This is a genomic window from Massilia terrae (genome assembly GCF_024753145.1).
Lineage (GTDB): Bacteria > Pseudomonadota > Gammaproteobacteria > Burkholderiales > Burkholderiaceae_D > Telluria > Telluria terrae.
Genome location: NZ_JANUGU010000003.1, coordinates 403,287 through 417,495, shown reverse-complemented (window position 1 = coordinate 417,495; position 14,209 = coordinate 403,287). Strand labels below are relative to the sequence as shown.

The 14,209-nt window shown below is 66.5% G+C and carries 13 protein-coding genes; 7 read left to right on the top strand and 6 right to left on the bottom strand.

All coding sequences use genetic code 11. The features are described from left to right. Positions 1 to 10 precede the first annotated feature (10 nt). Positions 11 to 1,540, bottom strand: coding sequence for an XrtA system polysaccharide chain length determinant (locus NX778_RS12705; protein ID WP_258812108.1), 1,530 nt, complete (start codon positions 1,538 to 1,540; stop codon positions 11 to 13). Positions 1,541 to 1,981: 441 nt separating this feature from the next. Between NX778_RS12705 and NX778_RS12700 the strand changes: the two genes are divergently transcribed. Next, positions 1,982 to 2,608 carry an XrtA/PEP-CTERM system exopolysaccharide export protein gene (locus NX778_RS12700; protein WP_258812107.1) on the top strand — a complete coding sequence of 209 codons (627 nt, stop codon included), beginning with the start codon at positions 1,982 to 1,984 and terminating at the stop codon, positions 2,606 to 2,608. Between the two features lie 258 nt (positions 2,609 to 2,866). Further along, positions 2,867 to 3,742, top strand: coding sequence for a flocculation-associated PEP-CTERM protein PepA (pepA, locus tag NX778_RS12695; RefSeq protein WP_258812106.1), 876 nt, complete (start codon positions 2,867 to 2,869; stop codon positions 3,740 to 3,742). Positions 3,743 to 3,885: 143 nt separating this feature from the next. Here the strand turns inward: pepA and NX778_RS12690 are convergent, their stop codons facing one another. From NX778_RS12690 to prsT, 4 genes are all read right to left on the bottom strand, one after another. Further along, positions 3,886 to 4,953 carry a nitroreductase family protein gene (locus NX778_RS12690; protein ID WP_258812105.1) on the bottom strand — a complete coding sequence of 356 codons (1,068 nt, stop codon included), beginning with the start codon at positions 4,951 to 4,953 and terminating at the stop codon, positions 3,886 to 3,888. Beyond that, positions 4,950 to 5,819, bottom strand: coding sequence for a ThiF family adenylyltransferase (locus NX778_RS12685; RefSeq protein WP_258812104.1), 870 nt, complete (start codon positions 5,817 to 5,819; stop codon positions 4,950 to 4,952). Before NX778_RS12685 ends, NX778_RS12690 begins: the two co-directional genes overlap by 4 nt. Continuing rightward, positions 5,816 to 6,472: an N-acyl amino acid synthase FeeM domain-containing protein gene (locus tag NX778_RS12680; RefSeq protein ID WP_258812103.1), complete on the bottom strand. Its 657-nt coding sequence runs from the start codon at positions 6,470 to 6,472 to the stop codon at positions 5,816 to 5,818. The genes NX778_RS12685 and NX778_RS12680 overlap by 4 nt, the downstream gene beginning before the upstream one ends. A gap of 171 nt (positions 6,473 to 6,643) precedes the next feature. After that, the gene (gene prsT / locus NX778_RS12675; RefSeq protein WP_258812102.1) at positions 6,644 to 9,424 is read right to left on the bottom strand and encodes an XrtA/PEP-CTERM system TPR-repeat protein PrsT; all 2,781 of its coding nucleotides are present in this window, start codon (positions 9,422 to 9,424) and stop codon (positions 6,644 to 6,646) included. Positions 9,425 to 9,647: 223 nt separating this feature from the next. Between prsT and NX778_RS12670 the strand changes: the two genes are divergently transcribed. Both NX778_RS12670 and NX778_RS12665 read left to right on the top strand, forming a co-directional pair. After that, positions 9,648 to 10,688 (top strand): SRPBCC family protein, encoded by a 1,041-nt coding sequence (locus tag NX778_RS12670; RefSeq protein ID WP_258812101.1) that lies wholly within the window; start codon positions 9,648 to 9,650, stop codon positions 10,686 to 10,688. 13 nt (positions 10,689 to 10,701) lie between these two features. Continuing rightward, positions 10,702 to 11,889: a zinc-dependent alcohol dehydrogenase gene (locus NX778_RS12665; protein ID WP_258812100.1), complete on the top strand. Its 1,188-nt coding sequence runs from the start codon at positions 10,702 to 10,704 to the stop codon at positions 11,887 to 11,889. A gap of 49 nt (positions 11,890 to 11,938) precedes the next feature. Here the strand turns inward: NX778_RS12665 and NX778_RS12660 are convergent, their stop codons facing one another. After that, positions 11,939 to 12,250, bottom strand: a complete 312-nt coding sequence (locus tag NX778_RS12660) for a hypothetical protein (protein ID WP_258812099.1) — start codon at positions 12,248 to 12,250, stop codon at positions 11,939 to 11,941. A 130-nt stretch (positions 12,251 to 12,380) separates the two neighbouring features. Between NX778_RS12660 and NX778_RS12655 the strand changes: the two genes are divergently transcribed. From NX778_RS12655 to NX778_RS12645, 3 genes are read left to right on the top strand one after another with little or no spacing between them, the layout of a single operon-like run. Continuing rightward, a complete protein-coding gene (locus tag NX778_RS12655) occupies positions 12,381 to 12,650 on the top strand; it encodes a MoaD/ThiS family protein (protein WP_258812098.1) in 270 nt (89 codons plus the stop codon). Between the two features lie 2 nt (positions 12,651 to 12,652). Continuing rightward, positions 12,653 to 13,741, top strand: a complete 1,089-nt coding sequence (locus NX778_RS12650; protein WP_258812097.1) for a WD40/YVTN/BNR-like repeat-containing protein — start codon at positions 12,653 to 12,655, stop codon at positions 13,739 to 13,741. Positions 13,742 to 13,791: 50 nt separating this feature from the next. Then, positions 13,792 to 14,031: a hypothetical protein gene (locus NX778_RS12645; protein ID WP_258812096.1), complete on the top strand. Its 240-nt coding sequence runs from the start codon at positions 13,792 to 13,794 to the stop codon at positions 14,029 to 14,031. Positions 14,032 to 14,209: the final 178 nt, after the last annotated feature.

Below are 14,209 nucleotides of genomic sequence, written 5' to 3'. Positions count from 1 at the left end.
TGCGTTTGCGTTACAGCGTGGGGTGCGCCAGGATGGCGGCCATGCCCGCGCCGTAGGTACCGAACAGCACCAGCACGCAGGCGCCCAGCGCGGCCAGGCGGCGCTTGCGGCGGCGCAGCTGCGGCACGGTCCAGTTCATGCCGATGCTGCCGAGGACCGGCACGCCGGTCACTTCGCGCAGCGCCGACTGGCTCAGGAAGGTCGGCCGCACCTGGCTCATGAGGAAGGCGACGGCCAGGCCGGCGGCCAGCGCGCCCGCGAACACCATCGAGAACAGGGCCAGGCGATTCGGACCGCTCGGCTTGAGCGGCGCGGTCGGCGGGTCGATCACGCGGAAGGTCAGCATGTCGGTGGCCGACGACAGGTCGCCGGACAGGCGGGCCGACTGGCGGCGCTCGACCAGCTTCTGGTAGTTGTCGCGGTTGACCTGGTAGTCGCGGTTCAGCTGCGCCAGCTGGGCTTCGACTTCCGGCATCTCGGTGCTCTGGGCGCGCAGGCGCGCCACGCGACCGCTGTATTCGGCGACGCGGGCGCGCAGCGAGGCCACGCGCGCTTCGGCGTTGGACAGGCTCACGTTCAGCTGCTGCAGCATCGGGCTGTAGCCGGCGCCGGGGTCGATGCTGCGCTTCGGATGCGCGGCTTCGTCCTTCTTGCGGGCCTGCAGCTGCTCCAGCAGGTGCTTGTTGGCGACGATGTCCGGGTGCTGCTCGGTGTACTGCAGGCGCAGCGTGTCGAGGTTTTTGGTGACGACGGCGATGCGGTCGTCGAGTTCATGGTCGGCCAGCGCCGGATCGACCTTTTCGCCGGGCTTGCCGTCGCCGGCGATCTGGCGCTGGATCACGTCGCGCGCCTGCTCGGCCTCGGCCAGTTCCAGCTTGGCCTGGCTCAGCGCATCGGTGGCGTCGGCCAGCTTGACGCCATAGTCGGCGCCTTCCTTGGGCAGCAGGCCGACGTTCTTGATCTTGAATTCCTTGAGCGCGTTTTCGGCCGTGGCCAGCTTCACTTCGTAGGTCTTGATCTGGTCGTCGATGAACTGGACCGCCTTTTCGGAGTCCTGCTTCTTGCCGCCGAAGCTGCCCTCGACAAAGATGGTCAGCAGCGACTGCACCACGTCGCGTCCCAGCTTCGGATTCGGCGCGGTGTAGCTGATGGTGTAGATGTCGTCGCGCTCGGTGCCGGCGACCTTGATCTTGTCCATCAGCTCATTGACCAGCTTCTCGTGTTCCTTGGGGTCGGCGGCCTTGACGTCGAGGTCGACCATGCGCATCAGGCGCTCGATGTTCGGGCGGCTGATCAGGGTGCGGCGCATGAACATCACCTGCTGGTCCAGGTTGGGCAGGCTGGTCATCCCCGACAGCAGCGGCTTGAGGATGGTCTGGGTGTCGACGTACACGCGGGCCGTGGTCTCGTACTGGTTCGGGACCTTCAGTACGATGGCCCAGCCGATCAGCGCGACGGCCCAGGTGATCATCACCGCGTGCCAGCGGTATTTGCCGATCGCTTTGAGGAAGTTGTGGATTGCGGCCGTGATTTCTGCCATGTCAGTCTCGTCAAAAAGTGGCCCGGGGGCGGGCGGGTGGTGCTTTTCGGCGGTTCGAATGCCGCGGTGAAAGCTTTCCTATCGTGAATAGATAAGGTGTCGTTTCTACAAGCAAAGTTCCGTGCGCTAACGCACCAAGCTCATCATTAGCAACAGCAAAAACTTTTGTTTTAGCAAGCAAACAGATGTTCGCTCAGCAAAATTCCGTTTTGAATTGTTGCAAATAATTAAACTATTTGGATTGTAGTGAGAAAAGAATTTGGCCGGAGCACGGTTGAGCTGGCTTCGAACGCGCCCCGTGCTTACTGGAGAACTGGCGCGCGGGTGTCAAAGTTTCCAGCCGTGCGCGGCAACTTTTCCAAAAGCACTATAGTTGGGAAACAGATGGACAAATGGCAACTTTTTACGCGGCAAGTACGCCGCCTGCTTGGAGAAAAGACAATGAACTACCAGACCCTGCTGGCCCGTACGGCCACCGTCGCCGCCGCCACTTGCGCGCTGCTGCTGGGCGGCTGCGCGACGCCCCAGTTCCCGGCCGCCGAGAACCAGGCGGTCTCTGCCAATCCGGACTACCTGATCGGGCCGGGCGACTCGGTCAACATCGTCGTGTGGCGCAATCCGGAAGTGTCGATGGCGGTGCCGGTGCGGCCGGACGGCAAGATCACCACGCCGCTGGTGGAAGACCTGCAGGCCGCCGGCAAAACCTCCAGCCAGCTCGCGCGCGACATCGAGAAGGCGCTGTCCAAGTACATCCAGGAGCCCGTGGTGACGGTGGTGGTCACCAGTTTCGTCGGCAATTACGATGAGCAGGTGCGGGTGATCGGCCAGGCCGCCAAGCCGCAGGCGCTGCCCTACAAGCGCGACATGTCGCTGATGGACGTGCTGATCGCGGTCGGCGGCACCACCGAGTTCGCGGCCGGCAACCGCGCGATGATCATCCGCCGCGACAACGGCAAACAGCAGCGGCTGGCGGTGCGCGTGGATGACCTGATGCGCGAGGGCGATGTCAGCGCCAACGTGACGATGCGGCCCGGCGATGTGCTGGTGATCCCTGAAAGCTACTTCTGATTGGCCAGGCCGCGCGGCCCCATCGCGCGGCGGCTCGAAGCACCCCGACGGCTGGCATCCTGCCAGCCGGTTTTACATTCTGGCTTCGCAAAGGCGGCCCGACGTAGCGTCGGGAAATTTTACAGTTGGGATAGCACCGGCTGGACGGGCAGCGACAAGTCCTTGATTTGAAAGCCATCGCATGAGCTGGCACACCGATTGCTAAATGCTGGGTGTGTGTTGGCGAGAACTTATTAACTACATCGAGGACGACAAATCATGAAAATGCTGAACAAACTGGTTACCGCTGCGGCTGTTGCGATGGCGTTTGCAGGCTCCGCGCAGGCCGAAGTGGTGATGAACGACTGGGTGTTCAATCCGATCGGCGGCGGCTTCGCAAGCGGCCAGACCATCCATGAGAACCTGAACGTGGCAGGCAACTCGTTCATCCAACTGAGCCCGACCGGCGGCAGCGGCGCCTTCTCCTTCGTCGAGCACTCGGTCTTCAACATTCCGCAGGCGGACGCCAACGGCCAGCTGTTCCCGCTGAATTTCGCAGGCGGTAACATCACCGCGACCTTCGTCGCCAACGGCACCGGCACCCTGGGCGGCGGCTTCACCTTCGGCGGCGGTACGATCTCGATCTATCAGAACCCGGTCAACAACCAGTACGCCACCTCGGCCGGCATCTACGGCGCCAACCTGGGCAACCTGATCGCCACCTTCCATGTGACCCCGGGCGGCGGCGGCCAAGTGGACGCCTTCGGCAACCCGGTCGCCAACGGCCAGGTGACCGTCAACGCGATGGCCCAGGCCGGCGACCTGGTGCCGGGCTACTTCTTCGACAAGACCGGCGTTGACCTGTCGACCCAGTCGGTGCTGTCCTTCGCATTCACCAACGCCAACCCGCTGCAGTCGCCGACCTCGCTGCAGGTGTCGGAAATCATGTGCCAGTTCGCCGGCTACACCGGCTCGGGCTGCAACGGCACCGCGTACAACCCGGGCCCGGACAACCAGATTCGCACCACCCTGTTCCTGAACACCGATGGCCAGTTCAAGCTGGCCGAGGTGCCGGAGCCGGGCTCGCTGGCGCTGTTCGGCATCGCGATGCTGGGGGCCGGCGTGGTGACCCGCAAACGCGCTAAAAAAGCGTAATCTCGATCAGCCATGATCGTTCGGAGCGGGCTTGCCCGCTCTTTTTTTTTGCGCTGCCTATGCACATACAGACCGTCGTTCCCGCGTTCGCGGGAAGTCGTTTCCGGCAGTGCCGGGAACGACGGTAACAATTTATTTAGCCGTCAGTGGACCAGCAACTGCTCGAGCGGCAGACGCTCGGAGCGGGCGCGCGGGGCGGGGCCGGTGCCGATGCGGCCCATGTAGACCGGGGTCAGCGCGTCGGTGAATACCAGCGCCGATGACTCGCGTTCGAGCTGCTCGGCCAGTCCGTGCAGCTGCGCGGCCTGCGTGAACGCGCGGCGCTCGCGCACGTACTTGGTGAAGATCAGCGGCGTCATCTCGGGCTGCATGAACAGCCCAAGGTGCGTCAGCGTCAGCCACAGCCGCTGCACCGCGCGGCCGGCCTCGACCCAGTCGTCGATGCCTTGCGGCGCACGGCGCGCCTTGAGCACGAAGTGGGCGGCGCAGGCCACGCCCGGGATGAAGTCCATCTGCATGCGCGGCGCCCAGGTGCCGAGCGCGCGGTTCACACCGGACATGCGGCGCCAGCTGTGCATCGCCCATTTCATCAGCCGCAAGGTGGCGGCGTCGACGCCGAGCGCCTGGTCCGGGACGCGGTCAGGGCTGCGCTCCACGCCCCAGTGGATGATGCGGCGGTGGACTTCGAAAGCCTCCGGCATCGTCAGGCGCAGCCGCGCATTGTTGAACATCAGCCGCGCCGCGCGCATGCGCTCGCCGAAGCTTTCGAGCCAGGCGATCGCGTAGCCTGGCCCCACCGCCGCTTCCAGCGACTGCTTCTGCGCGGTGCTGAGCGGCTTGGCGCTCATCGGCCGGCGTTGCACGGTGCGGCGCGTGATCGCATCGACCAGCGGGCTGGGGACGAGCGCCGGATCGGGCAGCAGCCGCACGTCGAACACCGGCCGCTCCTGCGGGCTGTCGAGGCGGCGCTGCACGTCGGTGCGCAGGCCTTGTGCGCTGGCCGCGATCGCCATCGTCTCGAGCAGCGCACCCATCGAAATCTGGCTCGGATGGCCATCGAGGTCGTAGACGGTGTCGGCGCGCGTGTCCCAGGCGTGCACCAGCACGCGGTCCGCGCCCAGCACCTCGAAGCGCCACACCTGCGTGTTGTCGCCGCTCGGCGCCCAGCGCGCCAGCTCGAGGATCTCGCGCAGCGCGCCGGAGGGCATCATCGCTGTGCGTTCCGCGCGAACTGGCGGCGGCCGATGGCGATCATCAGCCGGTGCAGCGGATTGCCGTTGCCGCCCGGCCGCCAGGTGCGCGCCAGCTTGCCGCGGTAGGCGTCGAACTGCATGCCCCACGGCGCCGCCAGCACCTTGCCGCGCCGGAGCAGGATCTTGAGCGCTTCGGTGGCGGCCATGCCGGCGCACAGCTGGCAGGCCATGAAGGTCGATGGGCCGCGGCGCTCGCCGAAGTTGACCGCTTCCGGCACCACCAGGTAGGGCCGGTGCAGGCCGGCCGGCGCGAGGCCGACCACGAAGCGGATCGCTTTTTCGACCTCGTCGTGGCGGCCCCACTGGAAGTACTCCTCGAAGGTCATCCCGCCCGGCATGAAGGTCAGCACCGCCGCGCCCATGCCGAGCGGCGCGGCGGTGGTGGCCGGCACGCCCATCTCGGCGCACAGCGCGAAGGTGCGCTGGCGGATGTCGAAGGCGAAGAAGTCGAGCGAGTCGACGTACAGGTCGCAGCCGGACAGGAAGGCGCGCAGATTGGATTCGTCGACGCCTTCGCCGAAGATCTCGACCTCGATCTGCGGGTTGATGTCGCGCGCCATGCGTGCCATCACCTCGGCCTTGGACTGGCCGACGGTGGACATCATCGCGCCCACCTGGCGGTTGAAATTGGCGAGGTCGAAGTAGTCGAAGTCGGCGATGCGAAAGTGCGCCACGCCCAGCCGCGCCAGCGTCAGCAGGTGGTTGCCGCCGACCCCGCCCATGCCGGCGATCGCCACCCGCTTGCCGCGCAGCGCCTGCTGCTCGCTCGGCGTGACCCAGCCGATATTGCGCGCGAAGGCCTGCTGGTAGTCGAAGGCGGTCATGCCAGGTGCTGCTCGTCGATGCGCAACAGGCGGTTGATGATGCCCTGTTCCTCGCGCGGCGAAAAGAACCAGGGGTAGAAGGAGCGGCCTGCGCCCTGTTCGGTGAAGGTGCCGCCGTACTGCTTGATCTGCTCGGTGACGAACTCGAGGCCGACCCGCAGCAGGTAGGCCGGCGCGTTCACGCGCGGGCTGGTCTTCACGTCGCCCAGCTGCTCGAAGCCCAGCATCTGCTGGTAGAAGCGGCGGTGGCGCGGGTTCACCTCGATCACGATGTCGGTGCGGTGGTGGATGTCGCGCGCGTAGATCACGGCCAGGTGGAACAGGTTGGCCAGCGAAGCCTTCGACTTCACCGAAGGATCGAAGGCGAGCTTGGTGAACTCGCACAGGCGCCCGCCCTGGTCCCGCATGGCGTCCAGTTCTTCCTTGAAGACCTGGTCCGCGGCCAGGCCCACCGGCGCGTCGAGGCCGATCGTGAGCGTGCCCACCACCCTGCCATGGTCGGTGGCGGTGAGCGTGATGCGGTTGGGGTCATCGACCACCTGGTGCGTGCCGGCGTAGCCGCGCCAGGCGTACATCTTGTTGATGAGTAAGCTGGCTGAACTCCGGCCTTCCGCAGTATCGGTCAGACGGATACCGAAGGAATCCTGGGTCACAATTACGTCCTCTAATGCAGAGGGCGGTATGTTAGCCCGATCATCCAGGTCGGCAGCGCGCGATACGGCCTCGTCTGTCGCAGCCTGCCTGCGGGATTTATCGCTGTTTTCCATTGGCAATCTTTGCCGGCTCCGCGCACGCGCCGCGCGCGGCCGGCGCTCCTCAAGCCATCACAGCGTGCTGCGCAGCGAGCGCGCCGCGTCCAGTTGCGGGAACTGGGCGTTTTCCGCCAGCAGCTTGTCGAGTTCTTTCTTCGCTCCCGCCCGGTCGCCGGATTTCGACAGGCCGACCGCGAGGTGGTAGCGGATATCGCCCGCCTGCGGCGCCAGCGCCACCGCTTTCTGCAGCAGGGGCAGGCCGCGCTGGGTGTTGCCCTGCTCGACCAGCAGCCAGCCCAGGGTGTCCATCACCGACGGATTGTCGCCGGTCAGCTTCAGGGCCTGCTCGGCGGTGGCGAGCGCGCGCGGATCCTGTTCCTGCTGGTAGGCCCAGGCCAGGTTGTTGAGCGCGATGGCATTGTCCGGCTGGCTCTTCAGCACGGTCTGCAGCAGCGCGATCGCCCCCTTGTAGTCGCGCGCGGCGAGGCGGCCGTCGACCAGGTACATGGCCACCACCGGCTCATCCGGATAGGACTTGCGCCATTGCGCCAGCGCCTTGTCGGCCTCGGCCTGCTTGCCGTTCAGCTTCATGGCGTTGGCGGCCTTCACCAGCAGCTGCGGCGCCGGCGTCACCGCGTACGCCTTCTGGTAGGCGGCCTGGGCCAGGCCCGGCTTCTTGCGCGCCATCTGGATGTCGCCTTCCAGCGAATAGCCCAGCGTCTGCAGGCGCGGGCGTTTCTGGGTTTCGCGGGCATAGCCGAGCGCGGCGTCGGGCTGGCCGGCGCTCATCGCCAGCTCGACCTGGGCCATGCGCGCTTCCGGCTGGTCCGGCGCCAGCTCGACCGCGCGGCGCAGGTCGGACGAGGCTTCGTCGGGTTTGTGCAGCAGGGTGTGCACGCCGGCCAGGCGCAGCTGGGCCAGGGCCGACTTCGGCACCACGTTGACCAGCTTGCTGTAGGTTTCCAGCGCGCCCGCCGCGTCGCTGGTGGCGACCTGGGCCTGGCCCAGCAGGTCGAGCAGCTCCGGATTCTCCGGGTTGGCGGTCTGGGCTTTCCTGGCCAGGGTCAGCGCCTTCTGCGCCTGCTTGGTGCGCAGGTATTGCTTGCCCAGGCGCAGCGTGGCGACGATGGAGTCCGGGTTGGCGGCGGCGGCCTTTTCCAGCCAGCCGGTGGCGTCGTCCTGCTTGCCCTGCAGCGCGGCCAGGTCGGCCAGCGCGGCCATCGCGCCGAAATTTTTCGGCTGCTTGTCGAGCAAGGCGGAGAAGCGGGCGCGCGCGGCGTCGGGCTTCTTCGCGTGCATGTCGAGTTCGGCCAGGTTGGCGACTGGCGCGAAATAGCTCGGCTGCAGCGCCAGCGCTTTCTCGAAGGCGGCGCGGGCGCAGTCGAGGTCGCCCTTGGCCGAGCACACGCCGCCCTTCAGGTTGTAGACCTCGGCGTTGTCGGGCTGCTGTTTGGCGAGCGCGTCGACCGCGGCCAGCGCCTTGTCGTATTGCCTGTCCGCGAGCTGGGCCTGCACCAGCGCGAAGCCGGCGCGGGCCGATTTGGGGTCGAGCTCGGTGGCCAGCTGCAGTTCGCTCAGGCCCTTGGCGCGCTCGCCCTGGTGCAGGCGCGCCAGACCCAGCGAGGTGTGAACCGCCGCTTCCTTGGGCGCGATCGCGGCGGCCTGCTCGAAGTAGCCGCTGGCCTTGTCGTAGTCACGCGCGGCGAGATAGGACTCGCCGGCCAGCGCGAGCAGCTGGGCGTCGCGGGTCGGCTGCTGCAGGGCCGGAGCCAGGGTCGCGGCGGCATCCTGCGGCGCGGCGCGCTTGAGCTGGGCCTGGGCCAGCAGCTTGCGCGCGTACAGGTTGTTCGGGTTGGCTTCGAGCACCTTGCGCAGGTGCTGCTGGGCTTCCTCGTTGGCGCCGAGATTGAATTCGATGGCGCCGGCCAGCAGCATGGTCGGCAGGTGGTTGGGCGCGCTCTTGAGCACTTTCTGCGCCGATTCCAGCGCGCTCTTGTACTTGCCCTGGCTGAAGTCGAGCAGGCCCTGGGCGTAGGTCACCAGCATATTGCCGGGCGTGGTCGTGCGGGCCAGGTCGAGCTCGGACTGCGCCGCAGGGTACTGGCCGCGCGCGATTTCGATATTGGCTTTCTCGACGTGGGCGCTGCGGTGGTGCGGCTTGAGCGCGAGCACTTTGTCGAGTGCCGCCAGCGCGTCGTCCTGCTTGTTGGCGGCGCGCAGGATGATGCTCTGGAACATCCAGGCGTCGGCATTGTTCGGATCCTGGGCAACGGCTTCGGCCGCGTAGGTCTCGGCGGCCATGCGGTCCTGGGTGACCATGGCGTGGCGCGCCAGTCCGGCCAGCGCGTCGCCGGAATGCGGGTCGGCGGCCAGGGCCTGCTGGTAGGCATCCTTGGCGGCGGCGACCTCGCCGCTGGCCAGCAGGGCGTCGCCGCGGCGCGCCAGCAGGGGGGCGCTGCCCTTGGCCAGCTCGGGCGTGAGCTGCTCCAGCAGTTCCTTGTTCTGGCCCTGTTCCAGCATCGCCTTCGCCAGCAGCGGCAGGGTGCGCTGGGCCGGCACGCCGAGGCTGGCGGCCTTGCGCAGCTCCTTGTCGGCCGAGGGGAGGTCGCCCATCTCGAGCGCCAGCGTGCCCAGCCGCAGCCGCGCCTCGCCGTCGGCCGGGCTTTGCGCCACGGCGTTTTTCAGCTGGATCAGCGCGGCCTTCTGGTCGCCTTTCTGCTCATATTGTTGCGCTTCTTTTAATAGTTCGGTGGTCGGTTTGTTGCCATTACATCCACTCAGGCTGACCCCGAGTGCGACGAGCGCGCACATCACGGCGCTGCTGACTTTTCTCTTGGACAAATGCTGCGGCATGGCTGTTTCCTTTGTGTGGGGTAGGGCGTTGCGCGGTTGGCTTACCTTTGGCTAACTTTCCTTTTAGACAATCGTACGAAAGAAACTGTTTACACGGCGCACAAATGAAAACGGCAGGAAACAATGAAAATTTCTGGGCGGATTTCGCGCGACGTGCCTGTCTAAATTCGTGAAGAATTTGCGGTTTCGGCCGTCCCGGCCGCTGTTTTTTTCGGGAGACAATATGGAAAACAGGCAAGACCAGCCGCAGGCCCGGCGCGGCCCGCGCGTCCCCTACGATCCCAACCGGGCACTGACTTACGACGAGCGTTCCCGCCTGCCCCATGCCTATGCCGACGTGGTGTGGCAGGGCGGGCGCCAACATGCCGCGCGCGAAGCGACGCTGGGCACGGCGCTGGGCTGGATCAGCATCGCGCTCGGCGCCAGCCAGCTGTTGGCCCCCAAGGCCTTCGCGCGCGCCACCGGCCTGCCGCGGCTGGACAAGCTGTACCGCGTGATCGGCCTGCGCGAGCTGGCCTGCGGCATCGGCCTGCTGACCCAGCCGAAGTCGCCGGTGTGGAAATGGGCGCGGGTGGCCGGCGACACGATGGATGTGGCGGTGCTGGGCGCCGCCATGTTCTCGCCGCGCAGTGAACGCAGCCGCCTGGCCGCCACCGCCGCCATCGCCACCGGCATCACCGCGCTGGACGTGCGCGCCGGCGCCTGGCCGCGCCGCTCGCCGTCGTCGGAAACCCTGCCCGGCAGCGGCGGCAAGCGCCGCGTGCTCAAGGCCATCACGGTCAACCGATCGCCCGAGGAATGCTATGGCTTCTGGCGCGATTTCGGCCGCTTCCCGCAGTTCATGCGGCATATCGAGTCGATCGAGGTGATCGACGACATGCGCTCGCACTGGTGCGCCACGGGGCCGGCCGGCAGCCGTATCGAATGGGATGCCGAGGTCACCGCCGACCAGCCGGGCCGCTTGCTGGCCTGGCGTTCGAGCGACAACGCGGATGTGTACAACAGCGGCACCGTGCGTTTCGCGCCGGCGCCGGGCGGGCAGGGCACGCTGATGCAGGTGGAGATGGAATACCAGCCGCCCGGCGGCGCGGCCGGCGCCGCGGTGGCGATGCTGTTCGGCGGGGAGCCGTCGCAGCAGATCCGCAGCGACCTGCGGCGCTTCAAGCAGCTCATCGAATGCGGGGAGATTCCCACCACGCGCGGCCAGCCGCACGGCAAGCGCTCGCTCAAGTCGAGATGGTTCAACCGCGTGTTTGAACAGTAATGGAGGGCAAGGAATGAAAGCAAACTGCTGGCATGGCGTGAACGACGTACGGATCGAGCGGGTGCCCGATCCGACCATTCTCAACCAGACCGACGTGATCGTGAAGATCACCTCGACCGCGATCTGCGGTTCCGACCTGCACCTGTACGACGGCTACGTGCCGAGCATGGAAGCGGGCGACATCCTCGGCCACGAATTCATGGGCGAAGTGGTGGAGTGCGGCGCCGGCGTGAAGCGGCTCAAGGTGGGCGACCGCATCGTGGTGCCGTTCCCGATCGCCTGCGGCCACTGTTTCGCCTGCGAACAGAAGATGTTCTCGGTGTGCGAGAACTCCAACCCGAATGCGGAGATGGCCGAGAAAATGTGGGGCCATTCCACCGCCGGCATCTTCGGCTATTCGCACCTGACCGGCGGCTATGCGGGCGGCCAGGCCGAGTATGCGCGCGTGCCCTACGCGGACGTGGGGCCGCTGGTGGTGCCGGAAGGACTGTCGGACGACAAGGTGCTGTTCCTGTCCGATATCCTGCCGACCGGCTACATGGCGGCCGAGGCCTGCGACATCAAGCCGGGCGACGTGGTGGCGGTGTGGGGCTGCGGGCCGGTGGGCCAGTTCGCGATCCAGAGTGCTTTCCTGCTGGGGGCGGAGCGGGTGATCGCGATCGACCGCTTCCCCGAGCGGCTGGCGATGGCGCGCGATCTGTCGAAGGCCGAGGTGCTCAACTACGAGGAGGTGGACATCATCGATGCGCTCAAGCAGATGACGGGCGGGCGCGGGCCGGATGCCTGCATCGACGCGGTCGGCATGGAGGCTCACGGCACCGGCATCGCCTATGCGTATGACCGCATCAAGCAGGCGATGCGCATGGAGACCGAGCGGCCGACCGCGCTGCGCGAGGCGATGCTGGCTTGCCGCAATGGCGGGGTGGTGTCGGTGCCGGGCGTGTACGGCGGGTTCGCGGACAAGATCCCGATCGGCTCGGTGATGAACCGCTCGCTGACCATCCGCACCGGCCAGACCCACGTGCACCGCTACATGCAGCCGCTGCTGGAACGCATCCAGAAGGGCGAGCTGGACCCGGCCTGCATCATCACCCACCACATGGCGCTGGACGACGCGCCGCACGGGTACGAGATCTTCAAGCACAAGCAGGACCAGTGCGTGAAAGTGGTGCTGCATCCGGGGATGCAGTCGGTGCACTAGCCCAGAAACCGTCGTCCCGGCCTCCGCCGGGACGACCATGGTTTAAGGACTAATCAGGCTCTCGCCCGCGCAGCTTGTTGAGCAATGCCTCCACATTCTCCCCCACCGGCAGCCCATGCCGCCGCAGCAGCTGCACGTGCAGCACCAGGTTCTCCAGCACCAGCTTGGCCGACACAGCCAGCAGCGTGGTCAGCCTGTCCTCGGTGCTGAAACTCTCCATCGCTTCCGCCATCTCACACAGGTGGTTGGCCACCAGCAGGCGCATTTCGTCTTCGGCGAAAGGCAAATCGGCAAAGTCGATCGGGTCTTCCTGTTCGACTTCTTGCATCAATGCGGCCAGTTGTTCCGGTTGGATCGTCATGCGCGGCTCCGCTGGTGGACACGCTTCCATTCTAGGCCTGCGGCGCGCGTTCGTGGCAGGTGCAATTTTCCGATAGCTAAACACCAACAACACTACTAGAATCGGCGCATCCATATTCCACAGGTGTCCGATGGCGCACGTGTTTTTCACCCAGCAGCTGGCGCGTTTCACGACCTTGCCACAGGTCGAGACTGGCGCCGTCCAGCTGCGCGCTGCGCTGGAGAGCGCGTTCTCCGCCAATCCGCGCTTGCGCGGCTACGTGCTGGACGACCAGGGCCACCTGCGCGAAAACGTGGCGGTATTCATCGACGGCCGGCACTGCGCGGATCGCAGGCGCCTGGACGATCCACTCCAACCCGATAGCAAGGTCTACGTGCTGCAGGCACTTTCCGGAGGCTAAACATGAGCGATCGCGCGTACGTGTCCACCCGCAAGGGCCTGTTCGAACTGCACCGCGAGGACGGCCAGTGGAAATTCGGCCCCGTCCACTTTCTTGGCGAACCGGTGTCGATATCGCTGCCCGACAAGCGCGACGGCAGCCTGTACGCGGCGCTCAACCTCGGCCACTTCGGCGTCAAGCTGCACCGGCGCGATCCCGGCAGCGAGGTCTGGACCGAACTGGCGGCGCCGAGCTATCCCCCCAAGCCGGCGGACAGTAGCGACAAGATCGAGTGGACCAACAAGCTGATCTGGTCGCTGGAGCCGGGCGGCAAGGACCAGCCGGGCCATCTGTGGGCCGGCACCCTGCCGGGCGGCCTGTTCCGCTCGCGCGACCGTGGCGATTCGTGGGAGTTGGTGCGCGCGCTGTGGGACGTGCCGCAGCGCGCCGAGTGGATGGGCGGCGGCTACCCCGACCCGGGCATCCACAGCATCAGCGTCGACCCGCGCGACAGCAACAAAGTGCTGGTCGCGGTGTCGAGCGGCGGAGCGTGGCGCACCGAGGACGGCGGCGAAAGCTGGACCGTGAGCTCGACCGGCATGCGCGCCGACTACATGCCGCCGGAGATGAGCGAGAACGAGGCGATCCAGGATCCGCACCGCGTGGTGCGCTCGCGCGGCACCCCGGACGCGCTCTGGTGCCAGCATCACAACGGCATGTGGCGTTCGACCAACGGCGGGCGCAAGTGGGACGAGATCCGCGAAGCGCCGCTGTCGCGCTTCGGGTTCGCGGTGGCGGTGCACCCGGAGGATGGCGACACGGCCTGGTTCGTGCCGGCCGTGGCCGACCAGCAGCGCGTGCCGGTGGGCGCGGCGCTGGCGGTGAACCGCACCACCGACGGCGGCAAGACCTTCAAGGTGCAGCGCGCCGGGCTGCCGCAGGAGCGCTGCTACGACCTGGTGTACCGCCACGGCCTGGCGGTGGCCGACGACGGCCGCACCCTGCTGATGGGATCGACCACGGGTGGCCTGTGGCTGTCCGAGAATGGCGGCGACAGCTGGCATACGGTGTCGCTGAACCTGCCGCCGATTGCCGCCGTGTGCTTTGCGTGAGAGACCGCGGCACAATCGGCGAGTGCATCCTCATCCTCCTGAGCATCCTGATGCGGGTGATCGCGTGGATGGGCGGCCTGCTGACGATTGTCATTGGTGCGGGCTACGCGATGTTCTGCGTCCAGTGGTTGCACGCACCGGTCGGACAGGTGCTGATGTTGACTGCAGCGCTGATGGCCCTGCCGCTTGGCAGCTTCATCTTGCTGGGCCGTCTCGCGGCTAGCGTGCGCCGCTTTGTGACGGATTACATCGATGACGAGGCGGGGCTGAGCGGCGCACCGCCCGCCTGATCCTCTATCTGCAAAGTCGGGGTCAGGTCGTCCAATGAATCAAAATTCCGGCCCAACAACTTAAACTTCCCGCCGCAAGAGTTTTCGTACCGAAATTTTGATTCTTTGGACGACCTGACCCCATGTTACTGCGGGTGTCGCCGGGTAAAAACAGCAAGTAGGGACCAATTGTTCAATC